The 22,466-nt window shown below is 70.9% G+C and carries 19 protein-coding genes; 11 read left to right on the top strand and 8 right to left on the bottom strand.

The genetic code is table 11. The features are described from left to right. The first annotated feature begins 215 nt into the window (after positions 1 to 215). The 3 genes from ACZ4A5_RS03620 (at position 216) to clpX (ending at position 3,000) form a co-directional block, all read left to right on the top strand. On the top strand, positions 216 to 833 hold the full coding sequence (locus tag ACZ4A5_RS03620) for an ATP-dependent Clp protease proteolytic subunit (RefSeq protein WP_361533554.1): 618 nt from the start codon (positions 216 to 218) through the stop codon (positions 831 to 833). A 51-nt stretch (positions 834 to 884) separates the two neighbouring features. Then, a complete protein-coding gene (locus ACZ4A5_RS03615) occupies positions 885 to 1,553 on the top strand; it encodes an ATP-dependent Clp protease proteolytic subunit (RefSeq protein ID WP_116211811.1) in 669 nt (222 codons plus the stop codon). 154 nt (positions 1,554 to 1,707) lie between these two features. Then, a complete protein-coding gene (gene clpX, locus ACZ4A5_RS03610; protein WP_467578017.1) occupies positions 1,708 to 3,000 on the top strand; it encodes an ATP-dependent Clp protease ATP-binding subunit ClpX in 1,293 nt (430 codons plus the stop codon). Positions 3,001 to 3,076: 76 nt separating this feature from the next. On the opposite strand, the gene ACZ4A5_RS03605 is transcribed toward clpX, so the two are convergent. The 3 genes from ACZ4A5_RS03605 to ACZ4A5_RS03595 form a co-directional block, all read right to left on the bottom strand. Continuing rightward, complete coding sequence (locus ACZ4A5_RS03605) at positions 3,077 to 3,952, bottom strand: hypothetical protein (RefSeq protein WP_467578015.1); 876 nt, start codon at positions 3,950 to 3,952, stop codon at positions 3,077 to 3,079. A 203-nt stretch (positions 3,953 to 4,155) separates the two neighbouring features. Beyond that, entirely contained in the window at positions 4,156 to 5,136 is a 981-nt protein-coding gene (locus ACZ4A5_RS03600; RefSeq protein WP_467578013.1) for a hypothetical protein, read from the bottom strand. Between the two features lie 118 nt (positions 5,137 to 5,254). Further along, the gene (locus ACZ4A5_RS03595; protein WP_467578011.1) at positions 5,255 to 6,229 is read right to left on the bottom strand and encodes a hypothetical protein; all 975 of its coding nucleotides are present in this window, start codon (positions 6,227 to 6,229) and stop codon (positions 5,255 to 5,257) included. A 123-nt stretch (positions 6,230 to 6,352) separates the two neighbouring features. Between ACZ4A5_RS03595 and ACZ4A5_RS03590 the strand changes: the two genes are divergently transcribed. Then, positions 6,353 to 8,986: a valine--tRNA ligase gene (locus ACZ4A5_RS03590; RefSeq protein WP_467578009.1), complete on the top strand. Its 2,634-nt coding sequence runs from the start codon at positions 6,353 to 6,355 to the stop codon at positions 8,984 to 8,986. 75 nt (positions 8,987 to 9,061) lie between these two features. Here the strand turns inward: ACZ4A5_RS03590 and ACZ4A5_RS03585 are convergent, their stop codons facing one another. The 5 genes from ACZ4A5_RS03585 to ACZ4A5_RS03565 form a co-directional block, all read right to left on the bottom strand. Then, positions 9,062 to 10,270 (bottom strand): hypothetical protein, encoded by a 1,209-nt coding sequence (locus tag ACZ4A5_RS03585; protein WP_467578159.1) that lies wholly within the window; start codon positions 10,268 to 10,270, stop codon positions 9,062 to 9,064. A 189-nt stretch (positions 10,271 to 10,459) separates the two neighbouring features. Continuing rightward, positions 10,460 to 11,824 carry a glycosyltransferase family 2 protein gene (locus ACZ4A5_RS03580; protein WP_467578007.1) on the bottom strand — a complete coding sequence of 455 codons (1,365 nt, stop codon included), beginning with the start codon at positions 11,822 to 11,824 and terminating at the stop codon, positions 10,460 to 10,462. A 53-nt stretch (positions 11,825 to 11,877) separates the two neighbouring features. Then, positions 11,878 to 13,005 (bottom strand): non-hydrolyzing UDP-N-acetylglucosamine 2-epimerase, encoded by a 1,128-nt coding sequence (gene wecB / locus ACZ4A5_RS03575; RefSeq protein WP_398868533.1) that lies wholly within the window; start codon positions 13,003 to 13,005, stop codon positions 11,878 to 11,880. Between the two features lie 392 nt (positions 13,006 to 13,397). Then, entirely contained in the window at positions 13,398 to 14,084 is a 687-nt protein-coding gene (locus tag ACZ4A5_RS03570) for a response regulator transcription factor (protein ID WP_467578004.1), read from the bottom strand. Next, positions 14,081 to 15,232 carry a PAS domain-containing sensor histidine kinase gene (locus tag ACZ4A5_RS03565; protein WP_467578002.1) on the bottom strand — a complete coding sequence of 384 codons (1,152 nt, stop codon included), beginning with the start codon at positions 15,230 to 15,232 and terminating at the stop codon, positions 14,081 to 14,083. Before ACZ4A5_RS03565 ends, ACZ4A5_RS03570 begins: the two co-directional genes overlap by 4 nt. Before the next feature lie 97 nt (positions 15,233 to 15,329). On the opposite strand from ACZ4A5_RS03565, the gene ACZ4A5_RS03560 reads away from it, so the two are divergent. The 7 genes from ACZ4A5_RS03560 to mreD all read left to right on the top strand — a co-directional run bounded on the left by ACZ4A5_RS03560 (position 15,330) and on the right by mreD (position 22,360). Next, positions 15,330 to 16,787, top strand: coding sequence for a peptidoglycan D,D-transpeptidase FtsI family protein (locus tag ACZ4A5_RS03560; RefSeq protein WP_467577999.1), 1,458 nt, complete (start codon positions 15,330 to 15,332; stop codon positions 16,785 to 16,787). A 38-nt stretch (positions 16,788 to 16,825) separates the two neighbouring features. Beyond that, entirely contained in the window at positions 16,826 to 18,394 is a 1,569-nt protein-coding gene (gene folC / locus ACZ4A5_RS03555; RefSeq protein WP_467577996.1) for a bifunctional tetrahydrofolate synthase/dihydrofolate synthase, read from the top strand. 2 nt (positions 18,395 to 18,396) lie between these two features. Beyond that, positions 18,397 to 18,756, top strand: coding sequence for a DUF4233 domain-containing protein (locus ACZ4A5_RS03550; protein ID WP_467577993.1), 360 nt, complete (start codon positions 18,397 to 18,399; stop codon positions 18,754 to 18,756). A gap of 116 nt (positions 18,757 to 18,872) precedes the next feature. Beyond that, positions 18,873 to 19,286 (top strand): nucleoside-diphosphate kinase, encoded by a 414-nt coding sequence (ndk, locus tag ACZ4A5_RS03545; protein ID WP_366006226.1) that lies wholly within the window; start codon positions 18,873 to 18,875, stop codon positions 19,284 to 19,286. A gap of 288 nt (positions 19,287 to 19,574) precedes the next feature. Next, positions 19,575 to 20,594: a rod shape-determining protein gene (locus ACZ4A5_RS03540; RefSeq protein ID WP_004950903.1), complete on the top strand. Its 1,020-nt coding sequence runs from the start codon at positions 19,575 to 19,577 to the stop codon at positions 20,592 to 20,594. 187 nt (positions 20,595 to 20,781) lie between these two features. Then, positions 20,782 to 21,714, top strand: a complete 933-nt coding sequence (gene mreC, locus ACZ4A5_RS03535) for a rod shape-determining protein MreC (protein WP_398868540.1) — start codon at positions 20,782 to 20,784, stop codon at positions 21,712 to 21,714. A gap of 4 nt (positions 21,715 to 21,718) precedes the next feature. Then, positions 21,719 to 22,360, top strand: coding sequence for a rod shape-determining protein MreD (gene mreD / locus ACZ4A5_RS03530; protein WP_398868541.1), 642 nt, complete (start codon positions 21,719 to 21,721; stop codon positions 22,358 to 22,360). Positions 22,361 to 22,466: the final 106 nt, after the last annotated feature.

The raw sequence follows: 22,466 nt of genomic DNA, 5'->3' as shown, positions 1-22,466 counted from the left end.
CCGCGCTCCTGTGGACCCGGGGGAACCTGCGCTCAGAGCGAACAGTTCCTGATGCGGGATGGCCACCGCCTACCAGCGCGTTAGGGTCCGTAGATACGGGGGCAGGGGAGTCCCGGAAGCGCGACGCGGAAGCCCGGATGGCGCGCCCGACCTCACCCCTTGAAGAAGACGCTGAGACGGCTCGCGGGGCCGTCGAACAACGAGCAGGTGGATACGTGACGAATCTGATGCCTTCCGCCGCCGCCGGCGAGCCGAGCTTCGGTGGCCTCGGCGACCAGGTCTACAACCGACTGCTCGGGGAACGAATCATCTTCCTCGGCCAGCCGGTCGACGATGACATCGCCAACAAGATCACGGCGCAGCTGCTCCTCCTTGCCGCGGACCCGGACAAGGACATCTACCTCTACATCAACAGCCCCGGCGGCTCGATCACGGCCGGCATGGCGATCTACGACACCATGCAGTACATCAAGAACGACGTGGTCACCATCGCCATGGGCCTCGCCGCCTCGATGGGCCAGTTCCTGCTGAGCGCCGGCACCCCGGGCAAGCGCTTCGCGCTGCCCAACGCCGAGATCCTGATCCACCAGCCCTCCGCGGGCCTGGCGGGCTCCGCCACGGACATCAAGATCCACGCCGAGCGGCTGCTCTACACCAAGAAGCGGATGGCCGAGCTCACCGCTCACCACACCGGTCAGTCCGTCGAGCAGATCACTCACGACTCCGACCGCGACCGCTGGTTCTCCGCCGACGAGGCCAAGGAGTACGGCCTCATCGACGAGGTCATGGGATCCGCCGCGGGCGTTCCGGGCGGGGGCGGCACCGGGGCCTGATCCCCGGCGCGTCCACGCAGCAGAACCCCTCGCCCTCAGAACGCCACCAGGATGGTGAACACGCAGATGAACAACAACGCCGGCAGCGGCCTCTACACCGGCCCCCAGGCCGACTCCCGTTACATCGTCCCGCGCTTCGTCGAGCGCACCTCGCAGGGCGTGCGCGAGTACGACCCGTACGCGAAGCTCTTCGAGGAGCGTGTGATCTTCCTCGGCGTGCAGATCGACGACGCCTCGGCCAACGACGTCATGGCGCAGCTGCTGTGCCTGGAGTCGATGGACCCGGACCGCGACATCTCGATCTACATCAACTCGCCGGGCGGCTCCTTCACGGCGCTGACCGCGATCTACGACACGATGCAGTTCGTGAAGCCGGACATCCAGACGGTCTGCATGGGCCAGGCGGCCTCCGCCGCCGCCGTGCTGCTCGCCGCCGGCACGCCGGGCAAGCGCATGGCGCTGCCGAACGCCCGCGTCCTGATCCACCAGCCGTACAGCGAGACCGGCCGCGGCCAGGTCTCCGACCTGGAGATCGCCGCCAACGAGATCCTCCGGATGCGGGCGCAGCTGGAGGACATGCTGGCCAAGCACTCCACCACGCCGATCGAGAAGATCCGCGAGGACATCGAGCGCGACAAGATCCTCACCGCCGACGAGCTGCTCGCGTACGGCCTGGTGGACCAGATCGTCTCGACGCGCAAGACGTCCGTTTCGGCCTGACCTTTTTCGGTCCGGCCACATGTGCCGCCGGCAACCCCCTTGGACCGAGTAGGGCCAAGGGGGGCCCGCACGGGGGGCCCGGCAAGGTACCGTCGATAGGCAAGCACCCGGGTTCGCAGAGCAAGGCGGATCCCAGGCGAAGGGGAAGCACCTCGTGGCACGCATCGGTGACGGCGGCGATCTGCTCAAGTGCTCGTTCTGCGGGAAGAGCCAGAAGCAGGTGAAGAAGCTCATCGCGGGGCCTGGTGTGTACATCTGCGACGAGTGCATCGACCTCTGTAACGAGATCATCGAGGAAGAGCTGGCGGAGACCTCCGAGGTGCGGTGGGAGGAGCTCCCCAAGCCCCGCGAGATCTACGAGTTCCTCGAGGGCTATGTCGTGGGCCAGGAGGCGGCCAAGAAGGCCCTCTCCGTCGCGGTCTACAACCACTACAAGCGCGTGCAGGCCGGTGAGAGCGGCGGCGGCCACGGCCGCGACGACGGCATCGAGCTCGCGAAGTCCAACATCCTGCTCCTGGGTCCCACGGGCTCGGGCAAGACCCTCCTCGCGCAGACGCTCGCCCGCATGCTGAATGTCCCCTTCGCGATCGCCGACGCCACGGCGCTGACGGAGGCCGGTTACGTCGGTGAGGACGTCGAGAACATCCTGCTGAAGCTGATCCAGGCCGCGGACTACGACGTCAAGAAGGCCGAGACCGGCATCATCTACATCGATGAGATCGACAAGGTCGCCCGGAAGAGTGAAAATCCGTCGATCACACGGGATGTGTCGGGCGAGGGCGTCCAGCAGGCCCTGCTGAAGATCCTGGAAGGCACTACGGCCTCCGTCCCCCCGCAGGGCGGCCGTAAGCACCCGCACCAGGAATTCATCCAGATCGACACGACGAACGTCCTCTTCATCGTGGGCGGCGCCTTCTCCGGCCTGGAGAAGATCATCGAGTCGCGCGCGGGCGCCAAGGGCATCGGCTTCGGGGCGACGATCCGCTCCAAGCGGGAGATCGAGGCGAGCGACCAGTTCCAGGAGGTCATGCCCGAGGACCTGGTGAAGTTCGGCATGATCCCGGAATTCATCGGCCGCCTCCCCGTGATCACCAGCGTCCACAACCTCGACCGCGAGGCGCTCCTCCAGATCCTGGTCGAGCCGCGCAACGCCCTGGTGAAGCAGTACCAACGACTGTTTGAACTCGACGGTGTGGAGCTGGAGTTCGACCGCCCGGCCCTGGAGGCGATCGCCGACCAGGCGATCCTGCGCGGCACCGGCGCGCGCGGTCTGCGGGCCATCATGGAAGAGGTCCTGATGTCCGTGATGTACGAGGTCCCGTCCCGCAAGGACGTGGCCCGCGTCGTCATCACCGAGGACGTCGTCCACTCCAACGTCAACCCGACCCTGGTCCCGCGTGAGCCGCGGATCGTCGGCAAGGACGAACGGCACGAGAAGAGCGCGTAGTTCTCGGCTGAAGACTGAAGAAGGGGGGGCACCCGGCTTACCGGCCGGGTGCCCCCCTTCGTCGTGCGCGGACCCGCTACTTCTTGATCTCCACGCGGATCTCCGTGCGCAGCTTGGCCGTGATCCCGGCGGCCTCGTCGAACGGGAGCTTGGCGCCCGGGTCGGAATGCTTCCTGTCGCCCACGTAGACCACGCCGGCCGTGCTGTGGTCCGCCCAGATGCACAGGGGCACGACGATGCTGCTGTCGCCGGGGTGCGTGTACTGGCACTTCATCGCGCCGTCGAAGCCGGGCGGCGTGACGGCCTGCGGGGTTCCCTCCACCTTGGTGGCGGTCACGGACTTCGCCATGCTCCTGAACATGGCGTCCACGAAGTTCTCGGGCTTCTTGATGCCGCCCCAGATGCCGATGAACCGCAGCAACTTCCGCTCGGAGACGTTCCCGGCCCTGTACTCCGCCGAATTGGACTCCGGATTCCTCACGCCCATGATGCGGAGATCGCGCCGCGCCTCCGGGGTGTTGAAGAAGCCCTGGTCCCGGAAATCGGGGTCCTTTTTGTACTCGGTGAGGACCGTGTCCGGTGCCGTCAGCTTGTAGCGCTTGCCGTCGTCCGCGACGGAGGAGCCGCTGTGGTCCTTCATCAGCACGGTGATCCCGCCGATGATCGCCCCGACCACGACGAGCGCGGCGACCGTGATCCCGACGACCTTGCCCTTGCCGCCGCGCCGCGGGGGTATCGGCGGCGGGTACGGCGCGGGCACCCCGGGGTAGGGCTGCTGGCCGTAGGGCCCCGGCCGGCCGTACGGGCCGGGCTGCCCGTACGGAGGCTGCTGCTGCCCGTACGGCGCCTGCTGCGGATAGCCGTAGCCCGGCTGCGGGGCACCCTGGCCGTAGGGCGTGGGCGGCTGCTGGGGCGGCGGACCGCCGTACGGGCCGGGCTGGGCGTGGCTCATCTGGGTTCCCCCTCAGGAATGCGCTCAGGCGGCCGGACACGCCCTCGGTGAGGGAACCCCGGGCGGGGCCCTCGCGGGCCACGCCGGCGGAGCGTTCAGGATCCCATAGGGGACCGGGGGGTTCGAAAGCCGTTTCGACCGCCGGGCCGCCCGTACGGCCCCCGCTGGACGTACGGGCTCGGCTGCGGCGCTCGCCCCGGGAGCTACTTGTTCTTGCGGACCTCGTTGCGGATCTTGACCACCGCTTCGGACAGCTCCTGCGCGGACATCGCGTTGCCGGTGGCGGAGGTGGTGGCGCCGCCGGTGATGCCGCCGGTGGTCTTGGCGACCGAGTGCGAGACGGCTGTCACCGCGCTGGAGTCACCCCAGACGCACGTCGAGCCTTCGGCGCTGGACGTGATGGCCCCCATGGTCACGGTGGCCTTCTTCGACTCGCACTTGATCACCGCGCCGTCGAAGCCGCTCGGGTGGAACTCGGTGACGGGCGTGATGACCTCGATCTTGGCTCCGGCCGTCGTGGACTTCTGGTCCAGCTTGGCGAAGATCGCGTCCACCGCCTTGCCGGGGTCGGACACGTCGCCGTAGACGCCCTTCACGGCCAGGCCCTGCTGCTGGGCGTTCTTGTAGGACGCGCCGACACCGGTGCCGTTCGCGATGCCCATCGCCTTGATCTCGCTGTCGTCAGCGAGGCTCTTGTTGGCGGTGTCGGTGGAGGACTGCTGCTTGTTGAACTTCCCGTCCAGCAGCGAATCCGGCATCACCAGCGTGTAGGGCGCCACCTTCCCGCCGCCCCCGCCGCCGTTCTTGAAGAAGAGGACGCCGCCCACGATCGCGCCGACCACGACCAGCGCGCCGATCGTGATGCCGATCGCCTTGCCCTTGCCGCCACCGCTCTGCGGCGGGACCGGCGGGGGGTACTGGCCCGGCATGCCGGGCTGCGGCTGCTGGCCGTACGGGCCCGGCTGGGGCTGGCCCCAACCGCCCTGCTGCGGCGCGCCGTACGGCGGGGCGGCCGGGGGCTGCTGGCCGTAGGGGCCCGGCTGCGGGGGCTGGCCGTAGGCCGGGGCGGGAGGCTGCTGCGGGTAACCGTAACCGGGCTGGCCCGCGGCTCCGCCGGGGCCGTACGGCCCCGGCTGCTGGGGCTGCTGGGGAGCGCCGTAGGGGCCCGGCTGGTTGTAGCTCATCGTGTCTCGTTTCGATCTGTGGCTCGTGACAGGCCCGCCATCCTCCCCGACGACTTACGCGAGCTTTACCGCGGGGCGGCAACAGTTCGGGAACAGTCGCCCCGTCGGCTCCGCTCCGTCAGCTCCCCACCGGCACCCGTACGCGCTCGCGGAACGTCGCGACCCGGCCGGCGGCCGAGTCGAGGCTGAGGTCCTTGCCCTGCACGATCAGCGAGGTGTCCAGGGCGAACACCGTGCCGACGGTGTTGCCGTCGGCCCAGATGCACAGCGGCATCCTGAGGGACTTGCCCGTCGTCGGACCGAGGCTCTGCTTGGTCATCTGGCACTTCAGCACGGCGTCGTCGCCGATCCCGTCCGGGGACATCCGGCGCGGGCTGTCCTCGAATTCGATCTTCTCGTTGGGGTCGGTCTCCTTCGCGGCCCCGTCCGTCGCGCTCTTGAACAGGCCGTCGACCAGAGCCTCGGGGTTGCGCACGGAGGTGCCCCAGGCACCGGAGAAGCGGAGAATCTTCTGGGCGCGCTTGTCCGTACCGGACTTGTAGTTGCCGTTGACGCCCTGCGGGTCGGCCATCCCGAAGCCCTTGAGCTCGTCGAGAGCCTTGGAGTCGAAGCCGGAGCCGGGGTCGCTCGTGTCCTTCGTGTAGTCGTCGGCGAGCGTGTCGGGCGCGGTGAGCTTGTAGCGCGCCCGCGCCGTCGCGGTGGCGCTCGGCGAGGCGCTGGTCTCCGGGGTGCCGGGCGAGGCACTGGCACCGGCCTTGGCGCTGCTGCCGCCGCTCTTGTCGTTCCCGGTGAAGAGGACGATGCCGCCCACGATCGCGCCGATGACGACCAGCGCGCCGATCGTGATGCCGATCGCCTTGCCCTTGCCGCCACCGCTCTGCGGGGGCACCGGCGGCGGGTACTGGCCGGGCGGCGGTCCCCAGCCGCCCGGCTGCTGCTGCGGTGCTCCGTATGGCCCGGCGGGCGGCGCCCCGTACGGCGCGGCCGGCGGTGCGGCCGGCGGTGGCGGCGGGAAGCCGGGGGTGCCGCCCTGGGCGTAGGGGTTCGGTTCTTGCGGCGGCATCCCGTACGGACCGGGCCGGTGCTCGCTCATCGTCGCCTTTGCGTGTCGCGGAAGATCGGTTCCACGCCATCCTTTCCGACGGTGCCGCCGGGCCCGGTCCCGGGGCCCGGAATGGATTCGTAACCCCCCCACACGCCCCCGTAGACTTCTCCCGTGACCGAGAACACTCAGCGCCCCGACAGCGGGCCGAACGACAGCACCCCCGAACTGCCGACCCAGTACGCGCCGGCCGACGTAGAGGGGCCGCTGTACGAGCGCTGGGTAGAGCGGGGCTACTTCGAGGCGGACGCGAAGAGCGACAAAGAGCCGTACACGATCGTCATCCCGCCGCCGAACGTCACCGGTTCGCTCCACCTGGGCCACGCCTTCGAGCACACGCTGATCGACGCCCTGACCCGCCGCAAGCGGATGCAGGGTTACGAGGTGCTGTGGCAGCCCGGCATGGACCACGCCGGCATCGCCACGCAGAACGTCGTGGAGCGCGAGCTGGCCAAGGAGGGCAAGTCCCGCCACGACCTCGGCCGCGAGGCGTTCGTCGAGCGCGTCTGGCAGTGGAAGGCCGAGTCCGGCGGTCAGATCTCCGGCCAGATGCGCCGTCTGGGCGACGGCGTCGCCTGGTCCCGCGAGCGCTTCACCATGGACGAGGGCCTCTCCAAGGCCGTCCAGACGATCTTCAAGAAGCTCTACGACGACGAGCTGATCTATCGCGCCGAGCGCATCATCAACTGGTGCCCGCGCTGCCTCACCGCGATCTCCGACATCGAGGTCGAGTACCAGAACGACGAGGGCGAGCTCGTCTCGATCCGCTACGGCTCCGGGGACGCGGAGATCGTGGTCGCCACGACCCGCGCCGAGACGATGCTCGGTGACACCGCCGTGGCCGTCCACCCCGAGGACGAGCGCTACCAGCACCTGATCGGCACCGAGATCGAGCTGCCGCTGACCGGCCGCAGCATCCCGGTCGTCGCCGACGAGCACGTCGACCCGGAGTTCGGCACCGGCGCCGTCAAGGTGACCCCGGCCCACGACCCGAACGACTTCGAGATCGGCCGCCGGCACGACCTGCCGATGCTCACCGTCATGGACGAGCGCGCGGTCATCACCGTGCCCGGCCCCTTCCAGGGCCTGGACCGCCTGGAGGCCCGCAGCGCCATCGTCGGCGCCCTGCGCGCCGAGGGCCGTATCGTCGCCGAGAAGCGGCCGTACGAGCACTCCGTCGGCCACTGCTCGCGCTGCAAGACCACCATCGAGCCGCGGCTGTCCATGCAGTGGTGGGTCAAGGTCGGCCCGCTGGCCGAGGCCGCCAGCAAGGCCGTCCGCGACGGCGATGTCGCCATCCACCCCAAGGAGATGGAGTCCCGCTACTTCGGCTGGGTCGACAATCTCCACGACTGGTGCATCTCGCGCCAGCTGTGGTGGGGCCACCGCATCCCCGTCTGGTACGGCCCGGACGGCGAGATGGTCTGCGTCGGCCCGGACGACGAGGCGCCCACCGGCGAGGGCTGGCACCAGGAGACCGACGTCCTGGACACCTGGTTCTCGTCCGGCCTGTGGCCCTTCTCCACGCTCGGCTGGCCCGAGCAGACCGACAGCGTCCGGAAGTTCTACCCGAACTCCGTCCTGGTCACCGGCTACGACATCCTCTTCTTCTGGGTCGTCCGGATGATGATGTTCGGTCTCTACGCGATGGACGGCACCCCGCCGTTCCACACCATCGCCCTGCACGGCATGGTCCGCGACCAGTTCGGCAAGAAGATGTCGAAGTCCTTCGGCAACGCGGTCAACCCGCTGGACTGGATGGACAAGTACGGCTCCGACGCCGTCCGCTTCACCCTGGCCCGCGGCGCCAACCCCGGTGTCGACGTGCCGATCGGTGAGGACTGGGTCCAGGGCTCGCGCAACTTCGCGAACAAGATCTGGAACGCCACCCGCTTCGCGATGATGAACGGCGCGACGGTGGAGGGCGACCTGCCGCCCGTCGAGCAGCTGTCGGCGACGGACCGCTGGATCCTCTCGCGCCTCAACGCCACGGTCGCCGAGGTCGACGCGTACTACGACGACTACCAGTTCGCCAAGCTGTCGGACGCCCTCTTCCACTTCGCGTGGGACGAGGTCTTCGACTGGTACGTCGAGCTGTCCAAGACCACCTTCATGGGCGGCGGCGAGCAGGCGAAGGTCTCGGCCCGCGTCCTCGGCGAGGTCCTGGACGTCACGCTGCGGCTGCTGCACCCGGTGGTCCCGTTCGTCACCGAGACGCTGTGGACGACGCTCACGGGCAAGGAGTCGGTCGTCATCGCCGACTGGCCGGCCGACAGCGGCTTCCGCGACGCGGGCGCCGAGCGGGAGATCGAGAATCTCCAGCAGGTCATCACCGAGGTCCGCCGCTTCCGCTCCGACCAGGGCCTCCAGCCCGGTCAGCGGGTCCCGGCGAAGCTCGACCTGAGCGGCACCGCCCTGGCCGCGCACGAGGCCGCGATCCGTCAGCTGCTGCGCCTGCAGCCCGCCGAGGACGGCTTCCAGGCCACGGCGACGCTGCCGGTCGCGGGGGCCACGGTCGCCCTCGACCTGTCCGGGGTCATCGACTTCGAGGCGGAGCGCAAGCGCCTGACGAAGGACCTGGCGGCGGCGGAGAAGGAACTCGCCCAGGCCAAGGCCAAGCTCGGGAACGAGGCGTTCCTGGCCAAGGCGCCGGACAACGTCGTGGACAAGATCCGCACGCGCCTGGCCACCGCCGAGTCCGACATCGAGCGGATCACCACGCAGCTCGCCGGACTGCCGCAGGGCTGACGCCGCAACGGGACAAGCCCCCGTCGCGAGAGGAATCCTCTCGCGACGGGGGCTTGTCCCGTTCCAGTGCGGGGATCACCGCCCGGTGGGCGGTTCCTCCCACGGGGTGGGCGGTACGGTCCGGGCTTCCCACGGCCGGGACCGGCCCGGGTCCCACATGGGTCCCCACGGGCCTTCCACCGGTTCCTCGTCCACCCGGTTGAGCGGCCGGTGGCTGCCGCGGTTGCGCTGGGGCCAGAACAGGACGTAGACGGTCGACACCGCCACGAAGAGCAGCCGGATCAGGCCGCGTGCCGAGTCGTCGTGGACGACGAAGACGCTGCCGTAGAGCACGATCAGGGCGATCCAGCTCCACCAGGGCACCAGGCGCCGCTGCCCGCAGACGTCCCACAGCAGGGTGCCGAGCAGCACGGAGGCCGTGTAGTAGGTGTAGACGCTGGGGTCGAGGAGGATGCGGGCGTTCGCGCCCAGCAGCACCACGCCGGCCCAGCGGCCGCGCCACACGGCGACCGCGCCGAGCGTGAGACCGAGGGCGGCCTGGGCGGGCCGGGCCCAGTTGGGGGTCTCGGGGGTGTTGCCGCCGAGCCAGCGCAGCGCGGACGCCGGGTTGTTGGGGATCGTGAACTTCGCGGCGGCGAAGGAGTGCGGGTCCACCAGGAAGAACGGCAGCCAGGCGACGGCCACCAGGCCCACGCACCACAGCACCGCGCGCATCCAGCGGTCCCTGGGCAGGGCGAGGATCAGCGGCAGGAAGGCCAGCGCGGTCGGCTTGGAGTCCAGGGCCAGGGCGAGGCAGATGCCGACGGCGGCGGGGTTGCAGCGCGTCAGGAACCAGACGGCCAGCGCGGTGAAGAACAGCGCGAGCACGTCGTCCAGGTGCCCGAAGCGGACCGACACCTCGATCCACATGGGGATGAACGCGGCGCCCGCGATGAGGACGCGACGGCGCAGGCGCTGGTGGTTGGTGCCGGTGCCCAGGAAGTGCATGGCGGCGCTGCGGCCCGCGAGCACCACGATGACCAGTCCCAGGGCGGACATGAAGGCCGCCGCGAGGAACTGGCCCGCGTGCTCCGAGAAGGGGTTGAACAGGCCCGCCACCAGGAAGCTGATGGGGCCCATCTGGAGCTCGGGATGGTGGGCGTAGAGGTTGAGCCCACCGGTCCCGTTGCCCCCGTCATATATGAGCTCGCCGCCCGTGCGCAGATAGTGCCAGGAGAACCCGCCGCTCGGCTCCACCAGGGCGAACCACAGCACGGTCCACGCTGTGAGCAGCAGCAAGTGCATCCGAGTGCTGACTTCCGGTACCCGCACGACGCTCCTGTTCCGCCACCCGGAACCGCTCCGGGCGATGTGGGCAATGTTTTCCCCGGCGGTCAGATGGCGGAAGAGGGGCGGAGGTTGCCTCGCGGGCCTCAAGTGTGGCCCATCTCATGGTTTGTTCAGTTGGTGAGCGCAGACTGTCAGAGGCTCGCGTCAGCTCTCGACGGCGATGGGGCCGGAGGTGACGACCTCCGCGTTGCGCCGCGTCTTGGCCCAGCCGTTGCGGCCGCGCAGCATCCGTATGAAGCCACGGGCGGAGGCCGGGAAGAGGTGGTACGCGTACAGCCACAGTGCCAGCCCCCACAGCAGGGAGACGAGCAGCGAGCGGCCCGGTGCGCGGTCCCGGCGGTAGACCGGGCCCCACAGGACGAACGGCAGCACGGAGACGACGGCCAGACCGAGCACGAGCGGCCACAGGGCGAGCATGCCGCCGAACGCCTCGCCGAAGCCCTCGTCGGCGGCGGTGAGTCCGAGCAGCGCGAACATGACCAGGCAGAGCGCGAGCGTCACCAGGTGGGCGACCGGCTGGAGGAAGGTGTAGAGGGTCTCCAGGACACCCTTGCCGCTGTAGTGGCGCGAGGAGACGATGCGCGGCGCGTAGCGGACGCACTGGAGGTTGCCCTGGGCCCAGCGGGTGCGCTGGGTGAGGAAGCGGCGGCCGTGGGGGAGGCCCTCCTGGGAGACCCAGGTGTCGGCTATGTGGGCTATGCGGTCACCGTTGAGGATCATGTGCAGGCCGAGCTCGTAGTCCTCCAGGAGCGCGCCGCGCTGCCAGGGGCGGCGCTCGGCCGCGGCGATGCGGTCCAGGGAGGCGAGCCGGGTGAACTGGCCGTTGCCGCCGAGGCCCACGGAGCCGGTGCGGCCGCGCAGCAGCTGCATGCCGGCGTTGGAGACGGAGAACTCCATGTCCTGCATCCGCACGAGCAGGCGGGCGAAGGCGTTGCGGACCCGGCCGCGGCCGGCGAGCGGGCGCGGGTCGTCGGCGTTGCGCATGTGCACGCTGACCTGCACGCCGCCGGTCTCCGGGTCGCCGAAGCCGAGGGGGCCGCTGACGCGGTCCAGGGCGCGCGGGTCCAGCTGGCCGTCGGCGTCGATGACGCAGACGACGACGTGCTCGCGGTCGGCGTCCTCGGGCAGGTACTCGTTCAGCTCGTCGTACGCGGCGTTGAGCGCGGCGCCCTTGCCCAGGCGGGCGTTGGGGCGGTGGCGGCGCACGAGGTGGACGCGGCGGTCCGTCTCGCCGAGCTCCGCCACGATCGCGCCGGTGCGGTCGTCGCTGTCGTCGTCGATGACCCACACGTGGGCGCTCGGGTGGTCCTTGCGCAGCCGGTCGACGGTCGTCCCGATCACGGCTTCCTCGTCACGGCACGGCACGAAGAAGTGCCAGTCGAACGCGGCGGCGTTCCCGTCCTCGACGGCGGGCCGCCGCAGGTAGGAGGTGCGTGCCCCGGCCCAGTAGAGCAGGAAGCAGAGCAGCAGGAAGAAGGGGAAGACGAACAGCAGGGGACTGTCGAACATGAGGGTGGGAACTCCGGGGTGGGGGTCGGGTCACGGGAGCGTCGGGCCGGGCGTCACGCCGCGGCGGCGAGCTGTTCCGGTGCCGTGACAGCGGCCAGCAGGGCGACGATCCGCTCGGAGGCGAGGCCGTCCCCGAAGGGGCTGGGGAGCGCGGCCAGCCGGGCCAGACCGGCGGGGCCCTCCGCGAGCCGGCGGCGGGCGGCGGCGCCGATCTGCGGGCCGGGCTCGACCAGGTCCGCGAAGTCGGCCATGGCCTCGGGGCGCTCGGTGGAGCGGCGGACGACGACCAGCGGGCGGCCCAGCACGGTGCACTCCTCCTGGATGCCGCCGGAGTCGGAGACCAGGAGCGCCGCGTGGCGGGCCAGCGCGAGGAACTCGCCGTAGCCCAGCGGGCGGCACACGGTCAGGCCGGTGAGCAGGTCCTCCAGACCGGCGGCCGCGATCCGCGCCCGGGTGCGGGGGTGCAGCGGCACGACGACGGGGACGGACTCCGCGAGCGCGGACAGCTCGGTGAAGATCGCCCGGAGGGCGTCCACGGAGTCGGTGTTCTCGGGCCGGTGGACGGTGGCCAGGACGTACGCGTCAGCCGTCAGACCGTGCCGTTCGACGAGCTCCGCGCGGGCGGCGGCGTCCGGCAGCTGGCCGTGCACGGCCTCCACGACGGTGTTGCCGGTGACGGCGACGCGGGCGTCGTCGATGCCCTCGGCGAGGAGGTTGGCGCGGTTGTCCTCGGTGGCCGCGCACAGCACGTCGGCGATGCGGTCGATGAGGACGCGGTTGTGCTCCTCGGGCATGTTGCGGTCGTGGCTGCGCAGCCCGGCCTCGACGTGCAGCAGCGGGATGCCGCGGGCGTTCGCGGCGAGCGCGCCGGCGAGGGCGGCGTTGGTGTCGCCCTGCACGACGACGGCGAGCGGCGGCTCGGCGGTGAACAGCTCGTCGAGCTGGGCGAGCGCGGCGGAGATCTGCACGGCGCGCGGCTGTCCGCCGATCCCGCTCAGAAAGGTCGGCTCCGGAAGACCGAGCTCGGTCAGGAAGCGGCCGGACAGCTCCTCGTCGTAGTGCTGACCCGTGTGCACCAGGTGGGCGGCGGGGCCCAGCAGGCGGACGAGGTCGGTGAGCTTGACGAGCTCGGGGCGGGTGCCGAGGACGACAGCGACGCTACGGGTGGGGAGGTGCGACACGGATGACTCCTGGAGCTGTGCGACGAGGACGGCTCCGAGAGTGCGGTGGGTCGGTTGCGGGGTCGGATGGGCTTCGGTTGCGTGACGGTTGCGATCTCTTCCGCGGGGCGGATGGGGCCTTTGGTCCCGGGGCGGGGAGGGGCTTTGTGCCGTGCGGCTGCGCGCCGCTGCGCCTGCGGCGGGAGCGCCCTTCGGGCGCGTCCTCAAACGCCGGACGGGCTGGTTGCGCGGACCGTGGCCAGCGAGTTCAGCCCGTCCGGCGTTTGAGGACAACGCGGCGAAGCCGTGTTGCGGGGGTCTGGGGGCTTGCCCCCAGTTTCGGGAAGGGGCGGGTAGGGGAAAAGCCCGCCGCAGGCGCCACGGCGGGGCCCGGGGCATGAGCCACGGAAGGGCTAGTCGAGCGCCCGGTACCGGTAGCCGAGCCCCCGCACGGCCTCCAGCGGATCCGCCGCCTCATCCCCCGCCGCCTGCCGAAGCTTGCGCCGGAGCCGAAGCACCGCGAACTTCACCCGCTCCCGCCCCGTCCCCTCCGGGTCGTCCCAGACGCGGTCGAGCAGCTGGTCGGTGGTGAGCACCCGCCCCCGGTTGCGGACGAGCACCTGGAGCAGCCGGTACTCGATGTCGCTGAGCCGCGCCTCGTGGCCCTGCCAGACCGCCGAGCGCCGCTCGGGGACCAGCCGGAGCCCGTCGTCGAAGGAGTCGCCGGCCCAGCGGGTGGGCGCGGTGCGGCGCAGCAGGGCCTCGACGCGGGCGAGGAGCTCGTCGTTGCCGAAGGGCTTGGGGAGGTAGTCGTCGGCTCCGGCGCGCAGCCCGCGCACCCGGTCGGTCTCGGCGCCGCGGGCGGTGAGCAGCAGGACGGGCAGGTCGCTGAGGTCCCGGGTGCGTTCCAGCACCTCCCAGCCGTTGAGCTGGGGCAGGCCGATGTCGAGGAGCATCAGCGCGGGCCGTTCGGAGAAGAGCAGCCGCAGTCCGTCGCGGCCGTTGTCGGCGTGGATCACGTCGTAGCCCGCGCGGCCGAGGAGGGTGCGCAGGGCGAGGGCGAGGTCGGGGTCGTCCTCGACGACCAGGACGCGGCTCACGGCGCGCCCTGGCCGGTGGGCGCGGTGTCGGGGCCGGGTCCGGTGACGGGCAGCCGGATCAGGAAGGCCGCGCCCTCGCCCTCGGCGCTGTCCGCGGTGAGGGTGCCGCCGTGCAGCTGGACGACCGTACGGCTGATGGCGAGTCCCAGACCGGTGCCGGGATATCCGCCGCCGGTGGCATTCGGTGCGCGGACAAAGCCGGTGAAGATTTCCTCATGGAATTCATGCGGGATGCCGATTCCCGTATCGGTTACCTCGATCTCCCAGAAATGCCCGCAGGGAGCGGCCGTGACGGTGATCCGGCCGTCCGGTGGGGTGAATTTCGCGGCGTTCTCCAGAAGATTGGCCAGGACCTGCTGAAGGCGGTGCCGGTCGCCCCGGAGAGCGGGTCCGCGCGCGCAGTCCAGCACGGTGAAGACGGCCGATCCCTGCGGTGTGGCCAGCCGGTCCAGGACGGCGTCCTGGACCATCGCGGGCACGTCCACCGCGTCGAACTCCAGCTCAAGGCCGGAGGCCCGCATCCGGGTGGTCAGCAGCAGGTCGGCGATCACCCGCTGCATGCGGTCGGCGTTGCGGCGGATGGCGTCGAGGAAGGCCAGCTGGTCGGTGCCCAGGGCGCTGCCCGCGTCCGGGTCGGCCAGCAGCTCGCAGAAGCTGATGATCGACGTGAGCGGGGTCCGCAGCTCGTGGGAGGCGGCCGCCGTGAAGGTGTTGCGCTGCCGCGCGAGCTCCGTGAGCGCGAGGTTGTCGCGCTCCAGATCGCGCTCCCGGCGCTTGCGGTCGGTGATGTCCTGGAAGGTCCACAACGCCCCGAGGTGGTGGCCCGCGCGGCGCAGCGGCTCGACCTCGCGCCGGATGGTGCGCCCGTCCGTGAGCGGGATCTCGGCCGTCCGGTGGACGTGCCGACCCGCCAGGATCTCGCCGGGGCTGCCGGGGCCGGAGAAGCCGGGGGCGAAGAGGGCCCGTACGAGGGGGACGACCGGGCGCAGCGGAGCGCCGGGGGAGAGGTCGGCACGGCCCTCCAGGTCGAACATGCGGACGAAGCGCTGGTTCGTCGCCAGCACCTCGTCCGCCGGGCCCTGCACGAGTGCGCCCGCCGGCAGCGCTTCCAGGACCGCCAGGAGCCGGTCCCGGTCCTCGGACGGCATCTTTCTCAGCCAGCTCTCATGGAGTCGGGGAACACTAACTCCGCTTAACGGAGTTTTCGGGAAAACCGTATGTCAAGGAGAGGGAGCGCGCCCCCCAATGAACAAGCCCGTCCGGCACGTCGCCGTCTTCTCCCTGCTGCTCGTCCTCGCCGTGCTCGTACGGGCCACCTGGGTGCAGGCCGCCCAGGCGGGCAGCCTCGACGACAACCCCCACAACCCGCGACAGGCGATAGCCGCGCACTCCCGGCCGCTCGGCGACATCCTCGCCGGGGGCAAGCTCCTCACCGGCTCCACGGCGACCGGCGGTGATCTGAAGTACAAGCGCACCTACACCGACGGCGAGCTCTACGCGCCGGTCACCGGCTTCTCCTCGCAGATCTACGGCGACACCCAGTTGGAGAGCCTCTACAAGTCGGTCCTCACCGGTGAGGACGACCGGCTGCGCAGCCCCTCCGACGCCCTCACGAACAAGCAGCCCGACCCCGGCGACGTCATCACCACCATCGACCCCGCCGTGCAGAAGGCCGCCTTCGAGGGCCTCGGCGGCAAGACCGGCGCCGCCATCGCCCTCGACCCCGCCACCGGGGCGATCCTCGGCATGGCCAGCACCCCCTCGTACGACCCCGGACGCTTCGCCGGTTCCGCCGCCGCCGACCAGAAGGCGTGGGAGGCGCTGGAGAAGGACAAGCGGCAGCCGGCCCTCAACCGCGCGCTGCGCCAGACCTATCCGCCGGGCTCGACCTTCAAGCTCGTCGTCGCGGCGGCCGCCCTGGAGAACGGCCTCTACTCCTCCGTCGACCAGGCCACCGACAGCCCCGACCCTTACCTCCTGCCGGGCACCCGCACCTACCTGACCAACGAGAACACCAGCGCCCCCTGCGAGAACGCCAGCATCCGCACGGCGCTCCAGTACTCCTGCAACAACGTCTTCGGGCACCTCGCCGAGCGGCTCGGCGCGCAGAAGGTCGCGCAGCAGGCGGAGAAGTTCGGGTTCAACGACGGCAGGATCGACACGCCCGTGCGCGCCGCCAAGAGCCTCTACCCGACCGACATGAACGCCTCGCAGACCGCCCTGTCCGGCATCGGCCAGTTCGACGACCAGGCCACCCCGCTCCAGATGGCCATGGTCTCCTCGGCCATAGCCAACGGCGGCAAGCTGATGACGCCCCGCCTCGTCGACCGCGTCACCGACGGCAGCTCCGGCGTCCTGGAGAAGAGTGACCCGAAGCAGTACGGCCAGGCGATGTCCGCCGACACCGCGCGGCAGCTGAAGTCCGCCATGCGGACCGTCGTCGAGCAGGGCACCGGCGGCAACGCCCGGATCGACGGCCTGACCGTCGGCGGCAAGACGGGCACCGCGCAGCACGGCGTCGACAACAGCGGCACGCCGTACGCGTGGTTCGTCTCCTACGCGCAGAACAGCCAGGGCAAGCAGGTCGCCGTCGCCGTGGTGATCGCCGACAGTGACGCCGCCCGCGCGGACGTCAGCGGCAACGGCCTCGCCGCCCCGGTGGCCAAGGCCATGATGAGCGCGGCGCTGGCCTCCGGTGCCTGATGGCCGCGCTGTCAGTGCGGCTCCGTAGACTGGACCGCGTGAGCGAGCGCCCCCTGAACGACGAGAACGACGACACCGGCCCCGGCGAGGACGACCGGTTCGCCGGGACCGCCGATGCCGAGACCGACCTCCCCCAAGCTCTCGAATCCGCTCGAGCAGGGGGTGCCCCCGCCCCCGACCTCGCCGTGATCGAGGCCGGGAGCCGCACCCTGCGCACCCAGGGCGGCCCGCCGCAGGGTGACGGCGTGCCGTCCCGCCCCGCCGACCCCGAGGTCGACCGGGAGCTGCGCGAGGTGGAGGCCGAGCTGGCGGGCCGCTGGCCCGAGACCAAGCTCGACCCGTCACTGCGCCGCGTCGAGGCGCTGATGGACATCCTGGGCCAGCCGCAGCGCGCGTATCCCGCCATCCACATCACCGGCACCAACGGCAAGACCAGCACCGCCCGCATGATCGAGGCGCTGCTGGGCTCCTTCGACCTGCGCACCGGCCGCTACACGAGCCCGCACATCCGGTCCGTCACCGAGCGGATCAGCCTGGACGGCGCTCCCATCGAGGCCGAGCGCTTCATCGAGACGTACCGCGACATCCAGCCGTATGTGCGGATGGTCGACGAGCGCGAAGAGCACCGGCTGTCCTTCTTCGAGGTGATCACCGCCATGGCCTACGCGGCCTTCGCGGACGCCCCCGTCGACGTGGCGGTCGTCGAGGTCGGCATGGGCGGCACCTGGGACGCCACCAATGTCGTCGACGGCACGGTCGCCGTCGTCACCCCCATCTCGCTGGACCACACCGACCGGCTCGGCACCACCACCGGTGACATCGCCGGGGAGAAGGCCGGGATCGTCAAGCAGGGCGCCACCGTCGTCCTCGCCCAGCAGCCTGTCGACGCCGCGCAGGTCCTCCTCAAGCGCTCGGTCGAGGCCGACGCGACGGTCGCCCGCGAGGGCATGGAGTTCGGCGTCGTCTCCCGCGAGATCGCCGTCGGCGGCCAGCTGCTGACGCTGCGCGGCCTGGGCGGCGAGTATCCGGACGTCTTCCTGCCGCTCTACGGCGCCCACCAGGCGCACAACGCCGCGGTCGCCCTCGCCGCCGTGGAGGCGTTCTTCGGCATCGGCTCGGAGCACGCCCGCACGCTCGACATCGACACCGTCCGCCGCGCCTTCGCCGCCGTCACCTCGCCGGGCCGGCTGGAGGTCGTGCGCCGCAGCCCCACCGTGGTGCTGGACGCCGCGCACAACCCCGCGGGCGCGGCCGCCGCGGCCGAGGCCGTCACCGAGGCGTTCGGATTCAGCCGTCTCATCGGTGTGGTTGCCGCCAGCGCCGGCAAGGACGCCCGGGGGCTCCTGGAAGCCTTCGAACCGATCTTCGCCGAGGTCGTGGTGACCCGGAACTCCACCCCGCGCTCCATGGACCCCGATGAGCTGGCCGGCATCGCGGTCGAGATCTTCGGTGCCGAGCGCGTGCAGGTCGAGCCCCGGCTCGACGACGCCCTGGAGGCGGCGATCACCCTCGCGGAGGAAGAGGGCGAGTTCTCCGGCGCGGGCGTCCTGGTGACCGGCTCCGTGATGACGGTCGGCGAGGCCCGGCTGCTCCTGGGGAGGGACTGACCATGCGCATGCTCTGCTCCAGCACTCTGATCGGTGAATTCTTCGTCATCGGGTTCGCCGGCCTGGTCGCCATGCAGATGTCCGACGTCTCCACCGGCACGGTGTGGGCCGTCAGCGGTACGGCGATGGTGCTCAGCGTCCTGCTGTGCGGGATGCTCGGGCGGCCCGGTGGCGTCCAGCTCGGATGGCTGCTGCAGGGCGCGCTGTTCCTCAGCGGCTTCGTCGTCCCGATGATGTTCATCCTGGGCGTCGTCTTCGGCGTGCTGTGGTGGGCGTCGGTCCACTTCGGCGGCAAGATCGACGAGGCGAAGGCGCGCTTCGCGCGGGAGGCGGCGGAGCAGGCGGCGGCCGATCCGGCCTAGCCCGGCCCGGCCCGCGGGCCTGCGGGGCCCGGCCCCGGAGGCCGCCCGCGATCTCGGTACCCCATGATCCGCGATACCCTCGCGGCACTGTTGTCCCGCCCGCAAGGAGCCGCAATATGAGCCAGCGCACCCTCGTCCTCCTCAAGCCCGACGCCGTGCGGCGCGGCCTGACCGGCGAGATCATCGGCCGGATCGAGCGCAAGGCGAACTGGACGATCAGCGCGCTGGAGCTGCGCACCCTGGACCGGGGCACGCTGGAGCAGCACTACGCCGAGCACGTCGGCCGCGACTTCTACGAGCCCCTGATGCAGTTCATGTCCTCCGGGCCCGTCGTGGCCCTGGTGGTCGAGGGGGAGCGTGTGATCGAGGGCGTGCGCGCGCTGGCCGGCCCGACCGACCCCATCTCGGCCGCCCCGGGCTCCATCCGTGGTGACTTCGGCACCATCACGCGCGAGAACCTCATCCACGCCTCGGACTCCGAGGAGTCCGCACAGCGGGAAATCAAGATTTTCTTTCCGGGCCTCGCCTGATAGTTCGTCAGTGACGCACCCATTCTGATCAGGGGCGGCCGATTTCTTTTCGGCCGCCCTCTGGCATATGCGTGGCGAACGAGGGAACCTCTCACTCCGACACGACGTCACCATTACTGGGGCGGGCTCGCGTTCCGCCGACAATGGCGGAGGAACCCTCGCGCCGTGTACGACCGGTCGAGACTACGATGAAGCCTCCGCGCCCCGCAGCGCACCGCACACCCTGCCGACCTCAAGTAAGCATTCGCTCCAGCTGGGAAGGCCAGACGTATCCTCATGGGGAACAACATGTCGTTCATCGGCCGTGACATGGCTGTCGACCTCGGGACCGCCAACACGCTGGTGTACGTCAGAGGCCGCGGAATCGTCCTCAACGAGCCGTCTGTCGTAGCCATCAACACCAACACCGGCGGCATCCTCGCGGTGGGTGCCGAGGCGAAGAAGATGATCGGCCGGACCCCGGGCAACATCGTCGCCGTGCGTCCGCTCAAGGACGGGGTGATCGCGGACTTCGAGATCACGGAGCGGATGCTCCGTTATTTCATCCTCAAGATCCACAAGCGGCGCTGGATGGCCCGCCCGCGCGTCGTGGTCTGTGTGCCCTCGGGCATCACCGGGGTCGAGCGCCGCGCCGTGATCGAGGCGTCCACCCAGGCCGGCGCCCGTCAGGTGCACATCATCGAGGAGCCGATGGCCGCCGCGATCGGCTCCGGCCTCCCCGTGCACGAGGCCACCGGCAACATGGTCGTCGACATCGGCGGCGGCACCACCGAGGTCGCGGTGATCTCCCTCGGCGGAATCGTCACGGCACAGTCCATCCGGGTCGCGGGCGACGAGCTGGACAACGCGATCATCCAGCACATCAAGAAGGAGTACAGCCTCCTCCTCGGTGAGCGCACCGCCGAACAGATCAAGATCACCATCGGCTCGGCCTACGACCTGGAGCAGGACGAGCACACCGAGATCCGCGGCCGCGACCTCGTCAGCGGGCTGCCCAAGACGGTGGTCATCTCGGCCGCCGAGGTCCGCAAGGCCATCGAGGAGCCCGTCAACTCCATCGTCGACGCCGTCAAGACCACCCTCGACAAGTGCCCGCCCGAGCTGTCGGGTGACGTGATGGACCGCGGGATCGTTCTCACGGGCGGCGGCGCTCTCCTGCGCGGCCTCGACGAGCGGCTGCGCCGGGAGACCGGGATGCCGATCCACATCGCCGAGGACCCGCTGGACTCCGTCGCCCTGGGCTCCGGCAAGTGTGTCGAGGAGTTCGAGGCGCTCCAGCAGGTGCTGGACGCCCAGCCCCGCCGGTGACGGGTGACCGGCGGGCTGAGATCCATCGGTCCGGCCGGTTCTCGCGGCCGCCCGTGTCAGGGCGGCGCGAGGGTGCGCCCGGCTGTACCCGCTGCCGGTAAACAACCTGATATACAGGCAGAACGCTCCCGATGACCGGCCCGGACCCGCAGCCGACCGGTCCGACGAGAAGGGCACGCCGCCGCACGTGAGGGACACACGAGAGAGCCGGCTGCTACTGGTGCTGCTGGTCGCCGTCGCGTTCGCACTGATCACGGTGGACATCCGCGGTGGCGAACAGTCCCCGCTCGACGGTGTCCGGCACGCCGCCGCCTCGGCCTTCGGACCGGTGGAGGCCGGGGTCGCCGACGCCGTGGACCCGGTCGGCAACGCCATCGCCGCCGTACGGGACTCGGGCGGCCGCCACAGCCGCATCGCCCAGCTGGAGCGGGAGAACGCCACCCTCAAGCAGCGCCTCGGCAGCGACGACCGCAACCGCGGCCGGGCCCGCGAGCTCGACGCGATGCTCAAGACCGCGGGCCGCGGGCAGTACGGCATCAAGGGCGCCCAGGTCATCGCCATAGGAGCGGCCCAGGGCTTCTCCTGGACGGTCACCATCGACGCGGGCAGCAACGACGGCATCCACCGCGACATGACCGTGCTCAACGGCGACGGCCTCGTCGGCCGGGTCACCACCGTCTCCCGGTCCACCGCCACCGTCCTGCTCGCGACCGACCCCAAGTTCACCGTCGGCACCCGGATGGAGAAGTCCGGCGAGCTCGGCTTCGCCACCGGCCAGGGCGACCGCTCCCTGCGCGTCGAACTCCTCAACGGCAAGGCCGTCGTCCACGAGGGCGACCGCCTCGTCACCTTCGGCTCCAGCAGGAACAAGCCGTTCGTGCCCGGCGTCCCCGTCGGCGAGGTCACCCGCGTCGAGCCCGCGGGCGGCAGCCTGACCCGCACCGTCCAGGTCCGGCCCTTCGTCGGCTACAGCAGGCTCGACATCGTCGGCGTCGTCGTCGAGGAGCCCCGCACCGACCCGCGTGACACGGTCCTGCCGCCGAAACCCGAGGCTCCCAAGCCGACGCCCACGGTGACCGTGACGGCCACCCCCTCCGCGAGCGCCAAACCCCAGGACTGAACCGATGCGCATCAACCGGATCCTGCTCTCGTCGGCGCTCGTCGTGATCGCCCTCGTCGTCCAGGTGACCGTTCTCGCCCGGCTCCACCTCCCCGGCGCCGTCCCCGACCTGATGCTCCTCGTCGTCGTCGGCCTCACGCTCGTCTACGGGCACACCAGCGGCGCCCTCATCGGCTTCGGGGCCGGTCTCCTCGCCGACCTCGCGCCGCCCGCCGACCACGCCACCGGGCGGTACGCCCTGGTGCTGTGCGTGGTCGGCTATGTCGTCGGCCTGGTCAAGCCGGAGAGCGGCAGAGTGCGCTCGGCCACCGTCCCCATGCTCGTCGTCGTCGCCGCGGCCATCGGCTCCACGCTGCTCTACGCGGGCGTGGGCGCGCTCGTCGGCGACACCGCGGCCCGCCACGTCGGGCTGAGCGGCCTGGTCCTCACCGCGACGCTCTACGACCTGCTGCTGGCGCCCTTCACCGTGCCGCTGATCATGGCGCTCGCCCGCCGCACCGAGAACGACCCGCTCGCGGGCGAGGGGGGCCCGGCGACGCTGGCCGGCGGCGAGGGCGCCTTCTCCCGCCTCGGCGGCCAGCGCGGCGGTCTCTTCGGCAGGCCGGCCCGCCGGCAGGGCCGCCTGAAGGGGGTCCGGCGGCTGTGACACGGCACTCTTCCGGCAAGCCCGGCGCGGCGGTCGAGGGGGCATGCGAGGGGGCGGCCGCCGAGGTGGCCGACGGTGATCCCGGAGCGACGAACGAGGGGGCGTC

It is taken from the genome of Streptomyces sp. NPDC025618 (genome assembly GCF_055558795.1).
Note: the sequence above shows the minus strand (reverse complement) of the source record. Positions and strands in the feature narration are given on the sequence as shown.

Bases quoted from the DNA above. Each gene is read 5' to 3' on its own strand.
- ACZ4A5_RS03595 (WP_467578011.1), bottom strand. From the start codon at position 6,229: ATGAGCGAGCACCGGCCCGGTCCGTACGGGATGCCGCCGCAAGAACCG.
- ACZ4A5_RS03615 (WP_116211811.1), top strand. From the start codon at position 885: ATGGTGAACACGCAGATGAACAACAACGCCGGCAGCGGCCTCTACACC.
- ACZ4A5_RS03585 (WP_467578159.1), bottom strand. From the start codon at position 10,270: ATGCACTTGCTGCTGCTCACAGCGTGGACCGTGCTGTGGTTCGCCCTG.
- ACZ4A5_RS03580 (WP_467578007.1), bottom strand. From the start codon at position 11,824: ATGTTCGACAGTCCCCTGCTGTTCGTCTTCCCCTTCTTCCTGCTGCTC.
- ACZ4A5_RS03560 (WP_467577999.1), top strand. From the start codon at position 15,330: ATGAACAAGCCCGTCCGGCACGTCGCCGTCTTCTCCCTGCTGCTCGTC.
- ACZ4A5_RS03605 (WP_467578015.1), bottom strand. From the start codon at position 3,952: ATGAGCCACGCCCAGCCCGGCCCGTACGGCGGTCCGCCGCCCCAGCAG.
- ACZ4A5_RS03600 (WP_467578013.1), bottom strand. From the start codon at position 5,136: ATGAGCTACAACCAGCCGGGCCCCTACGGCGCTCCCCAGCAGCCCCAG.
- mreD (WP_398868541.1), top strand. From the start codon at position 21,719: ATGCGCATCAACCGGATCCTGCTCTCGTCGGCGCTCGTCGTGATCGCC.
- ndk (WP_366006226.1), top strand. From the start codon at position 18,873: ATGAGCCAGCGCACCCTCGTCCTCCTCAAGCCCGACGCCGTGCGGCGC.
- ACZ4A5_RS03565 (WP_467578002.1), bottom strand. From the start codon at position 15,232: ATGCCGTCCGAGGACCGGGACCGGCTCCTGGCGGTCCTGGAAGCGCTG.
- ACZ4A5_RS03540 (WP_004950903.1), top strand. From the start codon at position 19,575: ATGTCGTTCATCGGCCGTGACATGGCTGTCGACCTCGGGACCGCCAAC.
- ACZ4A5_RS03550 (WP_467577993.1), top strand. From the start codon at position 18,397: ATGCGCATGCTCTGCTCCAGCACTCTGATCGGTGAATTCTTCGTCATC.